A 15,957-nucleotide genomic window follows, 5' to 3' on the forward strand; every position below is an offset into this window, starting at 1 on the left:
TTGGGTGTGCTTGCAGCCGACGTCTTTGTCAGCCGGAAAAAGGAAAGGTCCCGGAAGCCTGACGCTCCCGGGACCTTGTGTTCAACTGACGCTATTCCTTCTTGGTCGCCCAGTGGAACATGACCAGGTTGTCGGCGCGCTGCGGCAGGTTGACCTTCTTCGATACGCCCCAGGCCAGCGCCTGCTGGTGCAGCGGGATGTAGGACCAGTCCTTGTTGCCGATTTCGTAGGCCTGCTTGATCAGCTGGTTGCGCTTGGCGGTGTCGGTTTCGACCAGCACCTTGTCGGTGATGGCGTCGAACTCCTTGTTGCAGTAGCCGCCGAGATTGGCCTCGCCCCGCGAGGATTTCGCATCGTCGCGGCAGCCCATGATGTCAAAGAGCACGTTGTGGGAGTCCATCGTGCTCGGCGTCCAGCCGAGCATGTAGAACGAGGTCTGGTAGCCGCCTTGCTTCAGCACCTTGGCGAAGTACTGCGCCTTCGGCTGCGCCAGCAGATTGATCTTGACGCCGATGCGGGCGAGCATGCCGACGACGGCCTGGCAGATCGCGGCGTCGTTGACGTAGCGATCGTTCGGGCAATCCATGGTGACCTCGAAGCCTTCGGGATAACCGGCCTCGGTCAGGAGCTTCTTGGCGCCGTCGGGATCGAATTTCGGCCGCGTGAACTCCTTGGACAGTATGAACAGCTCCGGCGCGATCATCAGCGCCGACGGCGTCGCCAGCCCGCGCATCACGCGCGTCTTGATCAGCTCGATGTCGATCGCCTTGTAGAACGCCTCGCGGACCTTGATGTCCTTGAACGGGTTCTTGCCCTTGATGTTGGAGTAGAGCAGCTCATCCCGCATCTGGTCGAAGCCAATGAAGATGGTGCGCAGCTCCGGCCCCTTCAGCACCTGTGCATTCGGGCTGGAATCGACGCGGGAGATGTCCTGGATCGGCACCGGCTCGATGACGTCGACTTCGCCGGAGAGCAGGGCGGCGACACGGGTGGCGTCGGAGGAGATCGGAGTGAAGATGATCTCCTTCAAATTGCCTTCGACCTTGCCCCAGTAATTGGGATTGGCCTTGAACACCGTCTTCACGCCGGGCTGATGGCTCTCGATGATGAAGGGACCGGTGCCGTTCTCATGAAGCGAGGCGTAGCTCGGCGTGGTCGCCGCCACCGGCGTCGGGTCGACGACGTTGTTCTCCTCGGCCCATTTCTTGTCCATGATGTACCAGACATCCCACGCGTTATGCAGGATGGGGTTGGGCGAGGGCAGGACGAAATCGACGGTGTAGTCGTCGACCTTGACCACCTTGACGTCGGGCGCAAGGCGGGTCTGCATATTGGACCCCTTCTTGCGGACGCGATCGGCCGAGAACACCACGTCGTCGGCGGTGAAGGGGTCGCCGTTGTGGAATTTCACGCCCTTGCGCAGGTGGAAGCGCCAGCGGGTCGGCTCCGGGGTTTCCCAGCTTTCCGCCAGCGCCGGAATGATCTTGAGGTCCTTGTCGCGCGCGGTGAGGCCTTGATAGACGTGACCGAGATGGGCGTGTGTGGTGCTCTCGTTGAGCGTATAGGGATCGAGCGACTTCAGGTCACCCTGGTTGGCATAACGTAGCGTCTGGCTCGACGCCGGCGAGACCGCCAACGCAAGCGTACCGGCGAGCGTCGCCGCAAACAGAGTCCGTCCGACTGACATTCTTAACCCTCTCCACTCTGCCTCGCCGTGATTTTTTGATTGTTCGGCGGGGCTGATCGATCCATGTTGCCCAGAGTTCACGACCCGTGCAAGCGCCATTCCAGCAAGGAACGCGCCAAGTTGCACCGCTGTGCAGCAATGCTGACCGGCAATCTAGGGGAGGTCGGCGCGCGAATGACATTCGACTTTCGACCTGTGAAGTCCCGGGATAAAGGGAAACTGGCCATGTCGGCCGTTGGCGTATCGGCCGTCCGCGCAGCGGTCGCGGCCAAGCGATTTGATTGACCATACCCGCCGATTGCGGGAGCCTGCGCCCCGCAGCGCGTCCGAGGTCGCTTGCGTTGCACACCGTGTCGCGGCGATACTCCGTCAGACTGCTCGAATCTCATCCGGAGGGGACATGAAAGTTAACATCGAAATCGACTGCACCCCCCTCGAGGCCCGTCAGTTCTTCGGATTGCCGGACGTCTCGCCGATGCAGATTGCCGTCATGGACAAGCTACAGCAGCAGGTCCTGAGCAATATCGACAAGGTCTCGCCGGAATCGCTGATCCAGAGCTGGTTCACTTTCGATCCGAAGATCGCCGAGCGGTTTCAGGACATGTTCGTCACCATGGCCGGCCTCGGCGGAACGCGTAGCAGCGACAAGAAGAAATAATGGCGCCCGGGCGGGACGGGCCGCGACCGTCAGACCGGCTTCGTCCGCCGGGCCTTGGTTTGCTGCTCGCCGAAGCCCGCGGGCTGTTCGAGTTCAACGCCAGCCTGCTGTTGTCGCCGGTCCTGATGCGCGCGCCCAGGGGCGACGGCCATCCGGTGCTGACGTTGCCCGGCTTTCTCGCCAGCGATCTTTCGATGGCGCCGATGCGGCGCTATCTCAGTGAGCTCGGCCATGAGGCACATGCCTGGCGGATGGGCCGCAATCTCGGCGGACTGGGGCGAATGCGGGAGGCCCTTCGTGCCCGCCTCGCCGAGATCCACGCCGCGACGGGGCGCAAGGTCAGCCTGGTCGGATGGAGCCTCGGCGGCGTCTATGCCCGCGATCTCGCGCTCCAGGCGCCCGACATGGTCCGTTACGTCGTGACGCTCGGCAGTCCTTTCGCCAACGATGTGCGGGCGACCAATGCCACGCGGCTCTACGAGGCGCTGTCCGGCGAGCGGGTCGATGATTTTGCCGACCTGCGCGAGGCGATCGCCGGCGATCTGCCGGTGCCGGCGACGTCGATCTATTCCCGCGCCGACGGTGTCGTGAACTGGCGGACCTGCCTGTTGCGCCCCTCGGACCGTGCCGAGAACATCGAGGTGCACCTGGCGAGCCATATCGGGCTCGGCGTGAACCCCGCAGCGCTGTGGGCCGTGGCGGACCGGCTGGCGCAACCGGAGGGGGAATTTTCGCCATTTGACCGGGCAGGGCCGTTTGCCATTGCATATGCCCCGCCGGAGCGGGCAATATCGGCCTGACGAGAAGCGCCGTCCAAGGCGCCCGTCAAATCTTGCGGGAGGGAACTATGGCTGACGGTAAGAAGCTGTCGTCGCTGGATGCGTCGTTTCTCTATCTGGAAACGCCGGAAATGCCGATGCATGTCGGCAGCATGGCGATCTTTCGCCTGCCCGACGATTACAAGGGCGACTTCTTCGAAGACTTCAAGGCGATGATCGTCTCGCGCCTGCACATCGCGCCGATCCTGAAGGCGCGGCTGGAGAAGGCGCCGCTCGACATCGATCATCCCTCCTGGGTCGAGGACGATCAGTTCGACATCGACCGTCACATTTTCCGCGCCAGCCTGCCGCAGCCGCGCGACCGCGCCACGCTCGAGCGCATCGTCGGCTGGATGCACGCCAAGCTCCTGAACCGCGCCCGCCCGCTCTGGGAGTTCTACGTGTTCGAGGGCATGAAGGACAACGAGGTCGGGCTCTATTCCAAGATGCACCATGCCGCCATCGACGGCGGTGCCGGCGCGGCGCTGACCAACATGATCTACGACATCTCGCCGATCCCGCGGAAGGTCGATCCGCCGGCGGCGGGAGCCAAGCCCGGACAGGAGCCGCGCGACATCGCCGCCAACCTGCTCGATTCCTACCAGCAGCTCTTCAGCCAGCCGCTCGATGCTTCGGCCGCTGCGAAGAACCTGCAGTTGCCGCGCACCGGCAAGAGCGACATCGGCTCGATCCTGTTCGACAATGCGATGTACCAGATCGAGAGCGCGGTGCGCTTCGCCGGCAACATCCCGACCGTGCTCAAGAGTGTGTCCGACGTGCTCGGCAAGGTCGCCGATCCGAAGTCGCGCGAGAGCCTGGCCAGCATGGTGTCGCCGCCGACCATGCTCAACAAGACCATCTCCTCGGAGCGCAGCTTCGCCGGCGTGTCGATCTCGCTCTCGCGGGCGAAGGCGCTGGCCAAGCAGGCCGGCGGCAAGCTCAACGACGTCGTGCTGGCGCTCGCCTCCGGCGTGGTCCGCCGCTATCTCCAGCAATACGGCACGCTGCCGGCGAAATCCTTGACCGCCGCCGTGCCGATCTCGCTGCGCGAGGAAGGCAACACCGAGGCCAACAACCAGGTGTTCGGCATGATCTGCGCGATCGCGACCAACATCGACGATCCCAAGGTGCGACTGGAGGCGATCATCGCGCAATCGACCAAGTCCAAGGAGATGTCGCATCCGCTGCGCGCCCTGATGCCGCAAGTGTCCAACATCTCGATGCTGGGCGCGCCGATCATGGTGCAGATCCTGGCGCTGCTCTACAGCCGCTCGAACCTGTCGGACGTGCTGCCGCCGGCCGCCAACATCACGGTCTCCAACGTGCCCGGGCCGCGGCAGACGCTCTACGCCGCGGGTGCCGAACTGTTGCACATCTTCCCGGTGTCGATCTCGACGCACGGGCAGGCGCTCAACATCACCGTGCAGAGCTATCGCGACCAGCTCGATTTCGGTTTCATTGTCGGCGCCAACATCATTCCGCATGTGCAGGTGATGTGCGACATGCTGCCCGAGGAGTTTGCTGCGCTGGAGGCGGCCTATGCGCCGCCAGCGGCCGACGTCAAAGGCGCTGCTGAGTAGGAATGTCCCGATGATCGAAATGCCGCCGCTCAAGTTCGTGCAGACGAACGGAATCCGCATGGGTTATTACGAGGCCGGTCCGGTCTCCGACACCCCGCCGATGGTACTGTGTCATGGCTGGCCGGAGCTCGCCTTCTCCTGGCGCCATCAGATCAAGGCGCTGAGCGAGGCCGGAATCCGGGTGATCGCGCCGGACCAGCGTGGTTATGGCGCGACCGATCGGCCCGAGCCGGTCGAGGACTACGATATCGAGCACCTGACCGGCGATCTCGTCGGTCTGCTCGATCATCTCGGGATCGACAAGGCGATCTTCGTCGGCCACGACTGGGGTGGCTTCATCGTTTGGCAGATGCCGTTGCGGCATATCGGCCGTGTCGCTGGCGTGGTCGGCATCAATACCCCCCATACCAACCGGGCCTGGGCCGATCCGATCGAGCTGCTGCGCGCGCGCTTCGGCGACAAGATGTACATCGTGCAGTTCCAGGATCCGGCACGGGAGGCCGACAGGATCTTTGGCAGTCGCGTCGAGCAGACCTTCGATGCGTTCATGCGCAAGCCGGCGCCGCGCCCGCCCGATGCGCCGGCAGAGGAAGTGATTGCCGGCGTGGGCGCTTCGCCGCGGGTCAATCTCGCGTTTCCGCAGATGATTGCGGCTTACGACGCGAAGCACGATCCGCGCACGCCGATCCTGTCGCCGGAAGAGAAAAAGGTGTTCGTCGACAATTTCACCAGAACGGGCTTCACCGGTGGCATCAACTGGTACCGCAACATGTCGCGCAACTGGACGCGCGCCGAAGGGCTCGATCATACGGTGCGCGTGCCGTCGCTGATGATCATGGCCGAGAACGACGCGGTGTTGCCGCCGTCTTCCGCCGACGGGATGGAGAAGCTGATTCCCGATCTCGAAAAATATCTGGTCCGCGACAGCGGCCATTGGACGCAGCAGGAGAAGCCGGAAGAGGTCAGCGCCAAGCTGATCGAATGGCGTAGAAGGCGATTTGGCTAATTTGTCATTGCGAGCCAACGGGTCCGCGCAAAGCGCGGCCCGATGACAGGCTCCGCGAAGCAATCCAGGAATCCTTCCGCGGTAGAGGTCTGGATTGCTTCGTCGGATCAGCGCAAAATTGCTTCGCAATTTTGTCGCGAGCTCCTCGCAATGACGAGGGTTACTGAGGGGGAAGCGCACGTCAATGTCATCCAAGAATCGTCTGGACCCGATTCCGCAGCCGCCGACCAAGCCGGTGGTCGGCAACATGCTGTCGCTGGACTCGGCCGCCCCGGTGCAGCACCTGACACGGCTCGCCAAGGAGCTCGGGCCGATCTTCTGGCTCGACATGATGGGCTCGCCGATCGTCGTCGTCTCCGGCCACGATCTCGTCGACGAGCTCTCCGACGAGAAGCGCTTCGACAAGACGGTGCGCGGCGCGCTGCGGCGCGTGCGCGCGGTCGGTGGCGACGGCCTGTTCACGGCCGACACCCGCGAGCCGAACTGGAGCAAGGCGCACAACATCCTGCTTCAGCCCTTCGGCAACCGTGCCATGCAGTCCTATCACCCGAGCATGGTCGACATCGCCGAGCAGCTCGTCAACAAATGGGAGCGGCTCAACGCCGACGACGAGATCGACGTCGTCCACGACATGACCGCCCTGACGCTGGACACGATCGGCCTGTGCGGTTTCGAGTACCGCTTCAATTCCTTCTACCGGCGCGACTACCATCCCTTCGTCGAGTCGCTGGTGCGCTCGCTCGAAACCATCATGATGACGCGCGGTCTGCCGTTCGAGCAGATCTGGATGCAGAAGCGGCGCAAGACGCTCGCCGAAGACGTCGCCTTCATGAACAAGATGGTCGACGAGATCATCGCAGAGCGCCGCAAGAGCGCGGAGGGGATCGACGACAAGAAGGACATGCTCGCGGCGATGATGACCGGCGTCGACCGCTCGACCGGCGAGCAGCTGGACGACGTCAACATCCGTTACCAGATCAACACTTTCTTGATCGCTGGCCACGAGACCACGAGCGGCCTGTTGTCCTATGCGCTCTATGCGCTCTTGAAGCATCCCGACATTCTCAAGAAGGCCTACGACGAGGTCGATCGCGTCTTCGGTCCCGATGTCAACGCGAAGCCGACCTATCAGCAGGTGACGCAGCTCACGTACATCACGCAGATCCTGAAAGAGGCGCTGCGGCTGTGGCCGCCGGCGCCGGCCTACGGCATCTCACCGCTGAGCGACGAGACCATCGGCGGTGGCAAGTACAAGCTCAGGAAGGGCACGTTCATCACCATTCTGGTGACGGCGCTGCATCGCGATCCCTCCGTCTGGGGGCCAAATCCCGATGCCTTCGATCCCGAAAATTTCAGCCGCGAGGCGGAGGCCAAGCGGCCGATCAATGCCTGGAAGCCGTTCGGCAACGGCCAGCGTGCCTGCATCGGCCGCGGCTTTGCCATGCACGAGGCCGCGCTCGCACTCGGCATGATCCTCCAGCGTTTCAAGCTGATCGACCACCAGCGCTACCAGATGCACCTGAAGGAAACGCTGACGATGAAGCCGGAGGGCTTCAAGATCAAGGTTCGCCCGCGCGCCGATCGCGAGCGTGGTGCTTATGGCGGGCCTGTCGCCGCCACGGCGTCGGCGCCGAAGACGCCGCGCCAGCCGACGGCGCGGCTCGGCCACAACACACCGATGCTGGTGCTTTACGGCTCCAATCTCGGCACCGCCGAGGAACTCGCGACGCGCATGGCCGACCTTGCCGAGATCAACGGCTTTGCCGTGCATCTCGGGCCGCTCGACGAGTATGTCGGCAAGCTGCCGCAGGAGGGCGGCGTGCTGATCATCTGCGCCTCCTACAACGGCGCGCCGCCGGACAATGCGACGCAGTTCGTCAAATGGCTCGGCGACGACCTGCCGAAGGATGCCTTTGCCAATGTGCGCTACGCCGTATTCGGCTGCGGCAACAGCGACTGGGCCGCGACCTATCAATCGGTGCCGCGCTTCATCGACGAGCAATTGTCGAAGCACGGCGCGCGCGCGGTCTATCCCCGCGGCGAGGGCGATGCGCGCAGCGACCTCGACGGCCAGTTCCAGAAATGGTTCCCGGCGGCTGCGCAGGTCGCGACCAAGGAGTTCGGCATCGACTGGAACTTCACCCGCACGGCGGAGGACGACCCGCTCTACGCGATCGAGCCTGTCGTGGTGACCGCCGTCAACACCATCGTCGCCCAGGGCGGCGCGGTGGCGATGAAGGTGCTGGTCAATGACGAGCTTCAGAACAAGAGCGGGTCCAATCCGTCGGAGCGATCGACGCGCCATATCGAGGTGCAGCTGCCGTCCAGCGTCACCTATCGCGTCGGCGATCATTTGAGCGTCGTGCCGCGCAACGACCCGACGCTGGTGGATTCGGTCGCTCGCCGCTTCGGCTTCCTGCCAGCCGACCAGATCAGGCTTCAGGTCGCCGAAGGCCGCCGCGCGCAATTGCCGGTCGGTGAGGCCGTGTCGGTCGGCCGCCTGCTCAGCGAGTTCGTCGAGCTGCAGCAGGTGGCGACGCGGAAGCAGATCCAGATCATGGCCGAGCACACGCGCTGCCCGGTGACCAAGCCGAAGCTGCTGGCCTTCGTCGGCGAGGAGGCCGAGCCGGCCGAGCGCTACCGCATCGAGATTCTGGCGAGGCGCAAATCGGTGTTCGACCTGCTGCTCGAATATCCGGCCTGCGAATTGCCGTTCCACGTTTATCTGGAAATGCTCTCGCTGCTGGCGCCGCGCTATTACTCGATCTCCTCCTCGCCGTCGGTCGATTCGGCGCGTTGCAGCGTCACGGTCGGCGTGGTCGAAGGGCAGGCCGCCTCCGGACGCGGCGTCTACAAAGGCATCTGCTCGAACTATCTCGCCAACCGGCGCGCGGGCGATGCGGTCTACGCCACCGTGCGTGAGACCAAGGCCGGTTTCCGGCTCCCGGATGATCCATCGGTGCCGATCATCATGATCGGACCGGGCACGGGACTAGCGCCGTTCCGCGGCTTCCTCCAGGAGCGCGCCGCGCGCAAGGCGAAAGGCGCTGCGCTCGGTCCGGCCATGCTGTTCTTCGGCTGCCGCCACCCCGACCAGGATTTTCTCTATGCCGACGAGCTAAAGGCGTTGGCTGCAAGCGGCATCACCGAGCTCTTCACCGCATTCTCGCGCGCGGATGGACCGAAGACCTATGTGCAGCACGTGATCGCAGCGCAGAAGGACGAGGTCTGGCCGCTGATCGAGCAGGGCGCCATCATCTACGTTTGTGGCGACGGCGGCAAAATGGAGCCCGACGTGAAGGCGGCGCTCGTTGCGATCCATCGCGAGAAGAGCGGTAGCGATGCCGCTGCCGGTGCGCGCTGGATCGAGGAGATGGGCGCGAAGAACCGCTATGTGCTCGACGTCTGGGCGGGCGGTTAGCCGTAGATTGTAGGGTGGGTTAGCGAAGCGTAACCCACCATGTTTCAGCGCACGCAGAACGGAGTCGGTGGGTTACGCCTTCGGCTAACCCACCCTACGATTTCCGTTCGTGCTAAAGCTCTCCCATGATTCCCTGGGAAAAGATCGACACCGCCCAAATCCCCGGTTCCGATGGCGAACTCCGCCTGATGCGGCGCGGCAAGGAGTTCTCCATCATGCTCGGCACCAACGAGCTGATGAACAGCCGCCTGTCGGGCTCCGAGGCAGCGCTCGCGACATTGGCCGCGAAGCAGATCGAGACGGTCGCAAAGCCCGCCGTCCTGATCGGCGGCCTTGGCATGGGCTTTACGCTACGTGCAGCCCTTGCTGTGCTCAGCAGCAAGGCGAAGATCGTGGTGTCCGAGCTCGTGCCGGCGGTGGTCACATGGGCGCAAGGTCCGATGTCGCAGGTCTTCGGCGACAGTCTCGATGATGTCAGGGTGAGCATCCGCGAGACCGACGTCGCCGAAATCATCCGGGCGAAGGGATCGGCCTTCGACGCCATTCTCCTCGACGTCGACAATGGGCCGGAAGGGCTGACCCGAAAGGGCAATGATGCGCTCTACAACGCGAGCGGGTTGAAAGCGGCCAAGACGGCGCTGCGGCCGGGCGGCGTGCTCGCCGTCTGGTCGTCGGGGCCCAACCCGGCATTCACCAGGCGCCTTGGGAGCGCCGGCTTCGACGTGAATGAAGTCAATGTCCGCGCCACCGGCAGGGGCGGCGGCGCGCGCCATGTGATCTGGATCGCGAGGAAGAGCTAGGCGGTTATTTGTAGCCCGGACGGAGCGAAGCGCAATCCGGGGGCGATCGATCCGCACGCAAGGTGGTCCCGGATTAGGCAGCGCTCCGTCCGGGCTACGCATCCGGGCTAGAACATCGTGTTGTTGTTCGCCGGATTTTCCGGGATCGGCTGCACGACGTCCCAGTGCTCGACGATCTTGCCGTTCTCCAGCTTGAAGATGTCGACGATCGCGTTGCCCCTTGTGCCGGGTTCGCGAACCGCGTGCACGTGGAGAATGACATAGTCGCCGTCGACGAACGAGCGCTTGATCTCACTGTGCGAGTTCGGAAACTTCTCGCGCAGGAAGCCGATGAACCTGCGAAAGCCGTCCGGACCATCCGCTGCATTGGGATTGTGCTGGACGTAGCGGTCGCCGACATGGGCGAGGGCGGCGTCAGCGTCCTTCTGATTGAGGCCTTTCTCGTAGAAGGCAAGCACGGCGGTGCGATTGGCCTCTTCCTGCGCGCTGCCGGCGCTCGCGGCGCCGTTGCCGAGCGACAGCATGAGAATGGAAGCCGCAATCATTGCGACAGGCCGGACGATGAGGTGCATGGGAGCTCCGAGAGGCCGTGGCCTCTGTCTTGCGATTGAGGGAGCCCTGTATAGCTTCCGTGCCGGCATGCGTTAAGAGAGTAACCGGAAGCTCACATGGTCACCGCGAGGAGACTGCTCGCGTCGGTCTACGCCGCCTGTGCTGCCGCACCATGCGCGTGCTTGTCGATGGCAGCGATGATCTCGGGCCAGAAGCGCATCGGCAGCGCGTGGCCCATGCCCTCGATCATCAACAGCTTTGCGCCGGGGATCGAGGCGGCGGTGTCCTTGCCGCCTTCGGGGTGGACCAAGGGATCAACCGTGCCGTGGATCACCAGCGTCGGCGTGTTCAGGCCGTGCAGCCGCTCCTTGCGGCTGCCCGACGCGAGCACGGCACGGAGCTGCCGGCCGACGCCGGCCGGATTGAGCCCGCGCGCGAACACGCGCTCGGCACGATCAGGATCGCGCGCTTCCTCGTCCGGAAAGGACCCGGCGCGCAGCACCTTCCAGGTCTGGCCGAAGCGGACGATGAACTCCTCCTTGCTGCGCGGCGGCGGTGCCATCAGCATCGCCGCGGCCTCGCGTGTCGGCGGCGGCACGCGCGGATTGCCTGTGGTCGACATGATCGAGGTCAGCGAGCGCACGCGCTCGGGAAACGACAGCGTCACCTCCTGCGCGATCATGCCGCCCATGGAGGCGCCGACCAGATGCGCCGACTTGATGCCGAGCGCGTCCATCAGGCCGACGGTGTCCCTGGCCATATCGATCAGCTTGTAGGTTGCGGCGACGGGAATCCTGAGGAAGCGCAGCTTCAGCAGCTCGAGCGGCGTCAGGCGTTTGCCGCCCGTCAGATGGCTCGACTTGCCGATGTCGCGATTGTCGAAGCGGATCACGCGAAAGCCGCGCGCGGCGAGCTGCTCGCAGAACGCGTCGTCCCAATGGACCATCTGCGCCCCGAGTCCCATGATCAGCAGCAGCGGCTCGGCATTGTCGTCGCCAAAAATCTCGTAGCAAATGTCGATGCCGTTGGCGCGGACGGTCTGGGGCGGCTGATGGGCGTTCACGGGCGCGGTCCCTCCTGCTGATCGATGCTGTATCGCACGGTTTCCCGCCGCAAAGAAGCGGCGCGCGCATCAGCGCACCCGCTGCTTGCCGGTTGACCGGCACCGCGCAACGGTGTGGTATGGCGAAAAAAGAAGGGCATCGCAGCTCTCGATTTCAGGAGGACGCCGATGACCGACAAGACCAACGACCCCGTTGCCGTCTGGCAGAAGATGGTTGGCGAGATGGAGAAGGGGTTCAACTCTTTCGCCAATCAAGCCATGTCGTCGCCTGAGTTCTCGCAAGCGATGAATCGGGCCGGCGGCGTTGCTGCAGGTGCTCAGAAGCAGCTCGGCGAGCTCATGGAGAAGTACCTTGTCAGCATGAATCTGCCGAGCCGGGAGCAGGTCACGGGTCTTGCGGAACGGCTACGGTCCATCGAGGTCCAGATCGGCGAGATGAAGTCGATGCTGAGCCAGATGGCGGCAGGTTCCGGACTGTCGCAGGGCGTCGACGGTGCGCCGCGGCCGCCGCGGACGAAACGCCCGCCCTCCGAAGGCGGAGAGCCCACATGAACGCGCCGACGGGACTTGATTTCGCTTCCATCCCGGAGCGCATCCAGTCCGAGGTGCAGCGCGCAATCCAGCGCAGCATCAAGGGCGTCGAATATTTCTCGACCTCCGGCCCGACGCTCGGCTCGACGCCGAAAGACGTGCTGCATTCGCGCGGCACGATGAGCCTCTACCACTATCGGCCGATGTCGGACGAGATCTACCGCGTGCCGGTGCTGATCGTGATGGCGACCACCAATCGCGGCTACATCCTCGACCTCGTGCCCGGCCAGAGCTTCATCGAGTTCCTCCTGAGGCGCGGCTACGACGTCTACATGCTCGACTGGAGCGCACCGCGTCCGGAAGAGAAGAGCCTGCGCATGGAGGACTACGTCCTCGATTTCATCCCGGATTGCGTCCGCCGCGTGCAGGCGGATTCCGGCGAGCAGGACGTCTCCGTCATCGGCTACTGCTTCGGCGGCGTGCTGTCGCTGCTCTACGGCTCGATCCACAAGGACGGGCCGATGAAGAACTTGATCTGCTTCACCACGCCGATCGACTTCCGCGAGATGAAGCTGTTCTCCAATTTCTCCGACCGCCGCTATTTCGACGTCGATCGCCTCGTCGACAGCGTCGGCAACGTGCCGCCGGAGATGATCCTGTCCTCGTTCGAGATGCTGCGCCCGGCCTCGCGCACGGTGAGCCAGATCCAGCTCTGGGAAAACATCTGGAACGACGAGTTCGTCAAGTCCTACCGGATGTTCGATCGCTGGGCGACCGATACGCTGCCGCTGGCTGGAGAATATTTCCGCACCATCACCAAGGACCTGATGTGGGACAACAAGCTGTTCAACGACACCATGTCGGTCGGCGGCCGCGCGGCGAAGCTCGAAGACATCAAGGTTCCGTTCCTGCATGCGGTCGCCGAGCACGACCACATCGTGCCCTATGATGCGGCAAAGCACCTGATCGCGAAGATTGGATCGGCGGACAAGGAGGAGGTGATGCTGAAAGGCGGTCACGTCTCGCTGGTCGCCGGCGCCAACGCGGTGAAGCGGCTGTGGCCGAAACTGGACTCCTGGCTGGGGAAGAGATCGACATGAGTGAGCAGCGTTCCTATCCGCGTCAGGTCAAGACCGACGCGGGCGATATCGAGATCCGCCTGATGTCGCCCGCGGACGAAGCCGCGGTGCTCGTCTTCGGCAAGGGCCTGCCGACGCACGATCTCCTTTTCCTGCCACGCAACATCAGCGAGCCAAAAGTGCTCTCGGCCTGGGTCAAGGAGATCGAGCGAGGTGCGATCACGAGCCTGCTCGCGGTGAAGGACGGCAAGGTCGTCGGCTGCGGCACGCTGGTGCGCGATCCGCATTCCTGGTCGCCCCATGTCGGCGAGATCCGCATGGTGGTCTCGCTCGACGTGCGCGGGAAGGGGGTGGGGCGGGCGCTGTCGCAGGAGACCTTTGCGCTCGCGCTCGGCGCAGGCCTGGAAAAGCTCTCGGTCCAGATGACGGTCGACCAGCAGGCGGCGATCGCGCTGTTCGAAAGCCTCGGCTTCAAGGCCGAGGCGCTGCTGCGCGACCACGTTCGCGACGTCGACGGCAAGACCCACGACATTGTCGTGCTCGGCCACAACATCGCGCAGGTCCAGGCCCAGATGGAGGCCTATGGGCTGCCAGGCGCCGTCCAGCACTAGGGATCACAAAGACCGGCCGGGCTCCGTTGCTCGGGAACCAATTGCTGAGGGAGGCATCATATTGCCTCCTGTTAAGGCTGTTCACGATTTCGTGATATCGCAGTGCAATATGAATATTGCATCGCACAATTAACTATGCCATATAAGCCGTGCCCCGGGCCAATGAGGACGGGGTGAGCCCATAGCTCAACCCAATGAGGATGGAGAGAACCCCATGACCACTGAAACCAACACTGCCTTCGAGGGCTTCAAGGACGCTTTCAAGAACATCCAGAACCTGGAAGTTCCCGAGGCCGCCCGCGAGTTCGTCAAGAAGACCGCCAACACCGCCAAGGACCGTGCTGCCGAGGTGTTCGCTGGCTCCGAGCGCGTGACCGCCGCCGTCGAGAACGCGGTGACCGAGTCCGTCACCGAGGCCGGCAAGATCAGCCGCAACATCCAGCAGGCGATCTACGAGGACGCCGAGGCGTTCTTCTCGGGCATCGACAAGCTCGCGTCCGCCAAGTCGTTCAGCGAAGCCGTCGAGATCCAGTCGAGCCTGCTCCGCTCCCGCGGCGAAGCGTTCGTCTCGCGTACCAAGGCGACCACCGACTATCTCGGCAAGCTCGCCGCCAATGGCGCGAAGTCCGCTCAGGACAACTTTGCCAAGGTCTACAACAAGACCGCCTGATTGCGCGTCGCGTTGACAAGCTGAATTTTGAGGCCCGCTTCGGCGGGCCTTGTTTTTTGCGCTGCCGTCATCATCGGTCGTCATTCCGGGTCCGGTCCTGCGGACCGTCCCGGAATGACGTAACCTCGGTGCATCATGACCCCACCCGCCACCTTCTCCTTCGACACTCCCGGCGACGCCGAGCGCGCGGCCGAGTTGCGCCGCGTGAAAGCGTTGGCGACGCTGGTGCTCGCCTCGACGCTGGCCTTGTTCGTCGTCGCGAAATGGCTTCTGCCCGTGCATCCCGTGTTCGGCTTCATCGCGGCCTTCGCGGAAGCCGCGACCATCGGCGGGCTCGCCGACTGGTATGCCGTGGTCGCGCTGTTCAAGCGGCCGCTCGGCCTGCCGATCCCGCATACCGCGATCATCCAGAGCAACCAGGCCCGCATCGCCGACAAGCTCGGCGAATTCATCCAGGTGCATTTCCTCGAGGCCGGGCCCGTCGAGGCCAAGCTGAACGAGATCGATTTCGGCTCCTTCGTTGCCGACTGGCTGCGCGACCGCAAGCGCAGTGATGATCTCGCGCGCTTCGCGCTGCGCTTGCTGCCGGAGGCCTTCTCCGCGACCGAAAGCTCGGGCCTGATGACCTTCATCATCCGCCGCATGTCCTCGCAGCTCCAGGCGATCGACCTTGCGCCACTCGCGGCCGGCACGTTGCGCGGCTTCGTCGCGGAGGGGCGGCACCAGGTCCTGTTCGACGATCTCCTGCGCGTGATGCACGAGACGCTGAACCAGAAGGAGACGATGGCGATGATCCGCGAGAAGGTGCGCGCGGAATTGCCGACCCTGCTCAGGCTCTACCGCGCCGACAAGTTTCTGGTGAACAAGATCGTGGCGTCCGCTACCGCTTTCTTCAATGAGGTACGCAGCGATGCCAAACATCCGTTCCGCGGCGAGTTCGACCGCATGGTGCTGAGCTTCGTCGACCGGCTCGGCACCGACCAGGCCTATATCGATCGCATCGACGGATTGAAACGCGATCTGCTGGCGCGGCCCGAGCTCGCCGATCTCGCCCGCACCGTCTGGGCCAACACACGCTCCTTCATCGAGCGCAGCGCCTCCGGCGAGACGCAGGTGCTTCAGCATCATCTCGCCGGCATGTTCGTTGCCGCGGGCGAGGCGCTCGCCGGCGATGCCGAACTGCGCGGCGAGATCAACAAGGGTCTGGTGACGGTCCTGCGCAGCTTCGTCGCGGATCAGAAGAGCGGCGTCTCCACCTTCATCTCCGACCAGGTCAAGGCGTGGGACATGGCGCAGCTGATTTCGCTGATTGAAATCAACATCGGCCGCGACCTGCAATACATCCGCTTCAACGGCTCGCTGATCGGCGGGCTGGCCGGACTTGCGCTCTACTCCGTAGAATCCCTGCTTCGATTGCTGTGACTTTTGCGTCACGGACGTTAGCATTAACGCGCGGGCCTATTGTGGCCCCGCGTCTCTCC

The 15,957-nt window shown here is 63.9% G+C and carries 14 protein-coding genes; 11 read left to right on the forward strand and 3 right to left on the reverse strand.

The annotated features are described in order from the left end of the window. Positions 1-91: 91 nt before the first annotated feature. A complete protein-coding gene (locus E4K65_RS00155) occupies positions 92-1,687 on the reverse strand; it encodes an ABC transporter substrate-binding protein (RefSeq protein ID WP_135172371.1) in 1,596 nt (531 codons plus the stop codon). Between the two features lie 400 nt (positions 1,688-2,087). On the opposite strand from E4K65_RS00155, the gene E4K65_RS00160 reads away from it, so the two are divergent. The 6 genes from E4K65_RS00160 to E4K65_RS00185 all read left to right on the forward strand — a co-directional run bounded on the left by E4K65_RS00160 (position 2,088) and on the right by E4K65_RS00185 (position 9,970). Continuing rightward, positions 2,088-2,345 carry a DUF6489 family protein gene (locus E4K65_RS00160; RefSeq protein WP_135172372.1) on the forward strand — a complete coding sequence of 86 codons (258 nt, stop codon included), beginning with the start codon at positions 2,088-2,090 and terminating at the stop codon, positions 2,343-2,345. Next, entirely contained in the window at positions 2,345-3,145 is an 801-nt protein-coding gene (locus tag E4K65_RS00165; RefSeq protein ID WP_135172373.1) for an esterase/lipase family protein, read from the forward strand. Before E4K65_RS00160 ends, E4K65_RS00165 begins: the two co-directional genes overlap by 1 nt. A 47-nt stretch (positions 3,146-3,192) precedes the next feature. Continuing rightward, the gene (locus E4K65_RS00170) at positions 3,193-4,743 is read left to right on the forward strand and encodes a wax ester/triacylglycerol synthase family O-acyltransferase (protein WP_135172374.1); all 1,551 of its coding nucleotides are present in this window, start codon (positions 3,193-3,195) and stop codon (positions 4,741-4,743) included. A gap of 10 nt (positions 4,744-4,753) precedes the next feature. Continuing rightward, positions 4,754-5,749, forward strand: a complete 996-nt coding sequence (locus E4K65_RS00175) for an alpha/beta fold hydrolase (RefSeq protein ID WP_167770410.1) — start codon at positions 4,754-4,756, stop codon at positions 5,747-5,749. 184 nt (positions 5,750-5,933) lie between these two features. Beyond that, entirely contained in the window at positions 5,934-9,170 is a 3,237-nt protein-coding gene (locus E4K65_RS00180; RefSeq protein ID WP_135172376.1) for a bifunctional cytochrome P450/NADPH--P450 reductase, read from the forward strand. Between the two features lie 125 nt (positions 9,171-9,295). Then, a complete protein-coding gene (locus tag E4K65_RS00185; RefSeq protein WP_135172377.1) occupies positions 9,296-9,970 on the forward strand; it encodes a polyamine aminopropyltransferase in 675 nt (224 codons plus the stop codon). A 107-nt stretch (positions 9,971-10,077) separates the two neighbouring features. Here the strand turns inward: E4K65_RS00185 and E4K65_RS00190 are convergent, their stop codons facing one another. Together E4K65_RS00190 and E4K65_RS00195 are read right to left on the reverse strand one after the other, a co-directional pair. Next, positions 10,078-10,542: a nuclear transport factor 2 family protein gene (locus tag E4K65_RS00190; RefSeq protein ID WP_135172378.1), complete on the reverse strand. Its 465-nt coding sequence runs from the start codon at positions 10,540-10,542 to the stop codon at positions 10,078-10,080. A 128-nt stretch (positions 10,543-10,670) separates the two neighbouring features. Then, complete coding sequence (locus tag E4K65_RS00195; RefSeq protein ID WP_135172379.1) at positions 10,671-11,585, reverse strand: alpha/beta fold hydrolase; 915 nt, start codon at positions 11,583-11,585, stop codon at positions 10,671-10,673. A 168-nt stretch (positions 11,586-11,753) separates the two neighbouring features. On the opposite strand from E4K65_RS00195, the gene E4K65_RS00200 reads away from it, so the two are divergent. From E4K65_RS00200 to E4K65_RS00220, 5 genes are all read left to right on the forward strand, one after another. Further along, positions 11,754-12,137, forward strand: a complete 384-nt coding sequence (locus E4K65_RS00200) for a hypothetical protein (protein ID WP_135172380.1) — start codon at positions 11,754-11,756, stop codon at positions 12,135-12,137. Further along, a complete protein-coding gene (locus E4K65_RS00205; protein WP_135172381.1) occupies positions 12,134-13,216 on the forward strand; it encodes a PHA/PHB synthase family protein in 1,083 nt (360 codons plus the stop codon). The genes E4K65_RS00200 and E4K65_RS00205 overlap by 4 nt, the downstream gene beginning before the upstream one ends. Further along, positions 13,213-13,806, forward strand: coding sequence for a GNAT family N-acetyltransferase (locus tag E4K65_RS00210; protein WP_167770411.1), 594 nt, complete (start codon positions 13,213-13,215; stop codon positions 13,804-13,806). Before E4K65_RS00205 ends, E4K65_RS00210 begins: the two co-directional genes overlap by 4 nt. A 214-nt stretch (positions 13,807-14,020) precedes the next feature. Next, positions 14,021-14,476 carry a phasin gene (locus E4K65_RS00215; RefSeq protein WP_135172383.1) on the forward strand — a complete coding sequence of 152 codons (456 nt, stop codon included), beginning with the start codon at positions 14,021-14,023 and terminating at the stop codon, positions 14,474-14,476. A gap of 135 nt (positions 14,477-14,611) precedes the next feature. Then, complete coding sequence (locus E4K65_RS00220) at positions 14,612-15,898, forward strand: DUF445 domain-containing protein (protein ID WP_135172384.1); 1,287 nt, start codon at positions 14,612-14,614, stop codon at positions 15,896-15,898. Positions 15,899-15,957: the final 59 nt, after the last annotated feature.

Origin of the sequence: Bradyrhizobium niftali (assembly GCF_004571025.1) — a bacterium.
GTDB classification, from domain to species: Bacteria; Pseudomonadota; Alphaproteobacteria; order Rhizobiales; family Xanthobacteraceae; genus Bradyrhizobium; species Bradyrhizobium niftali.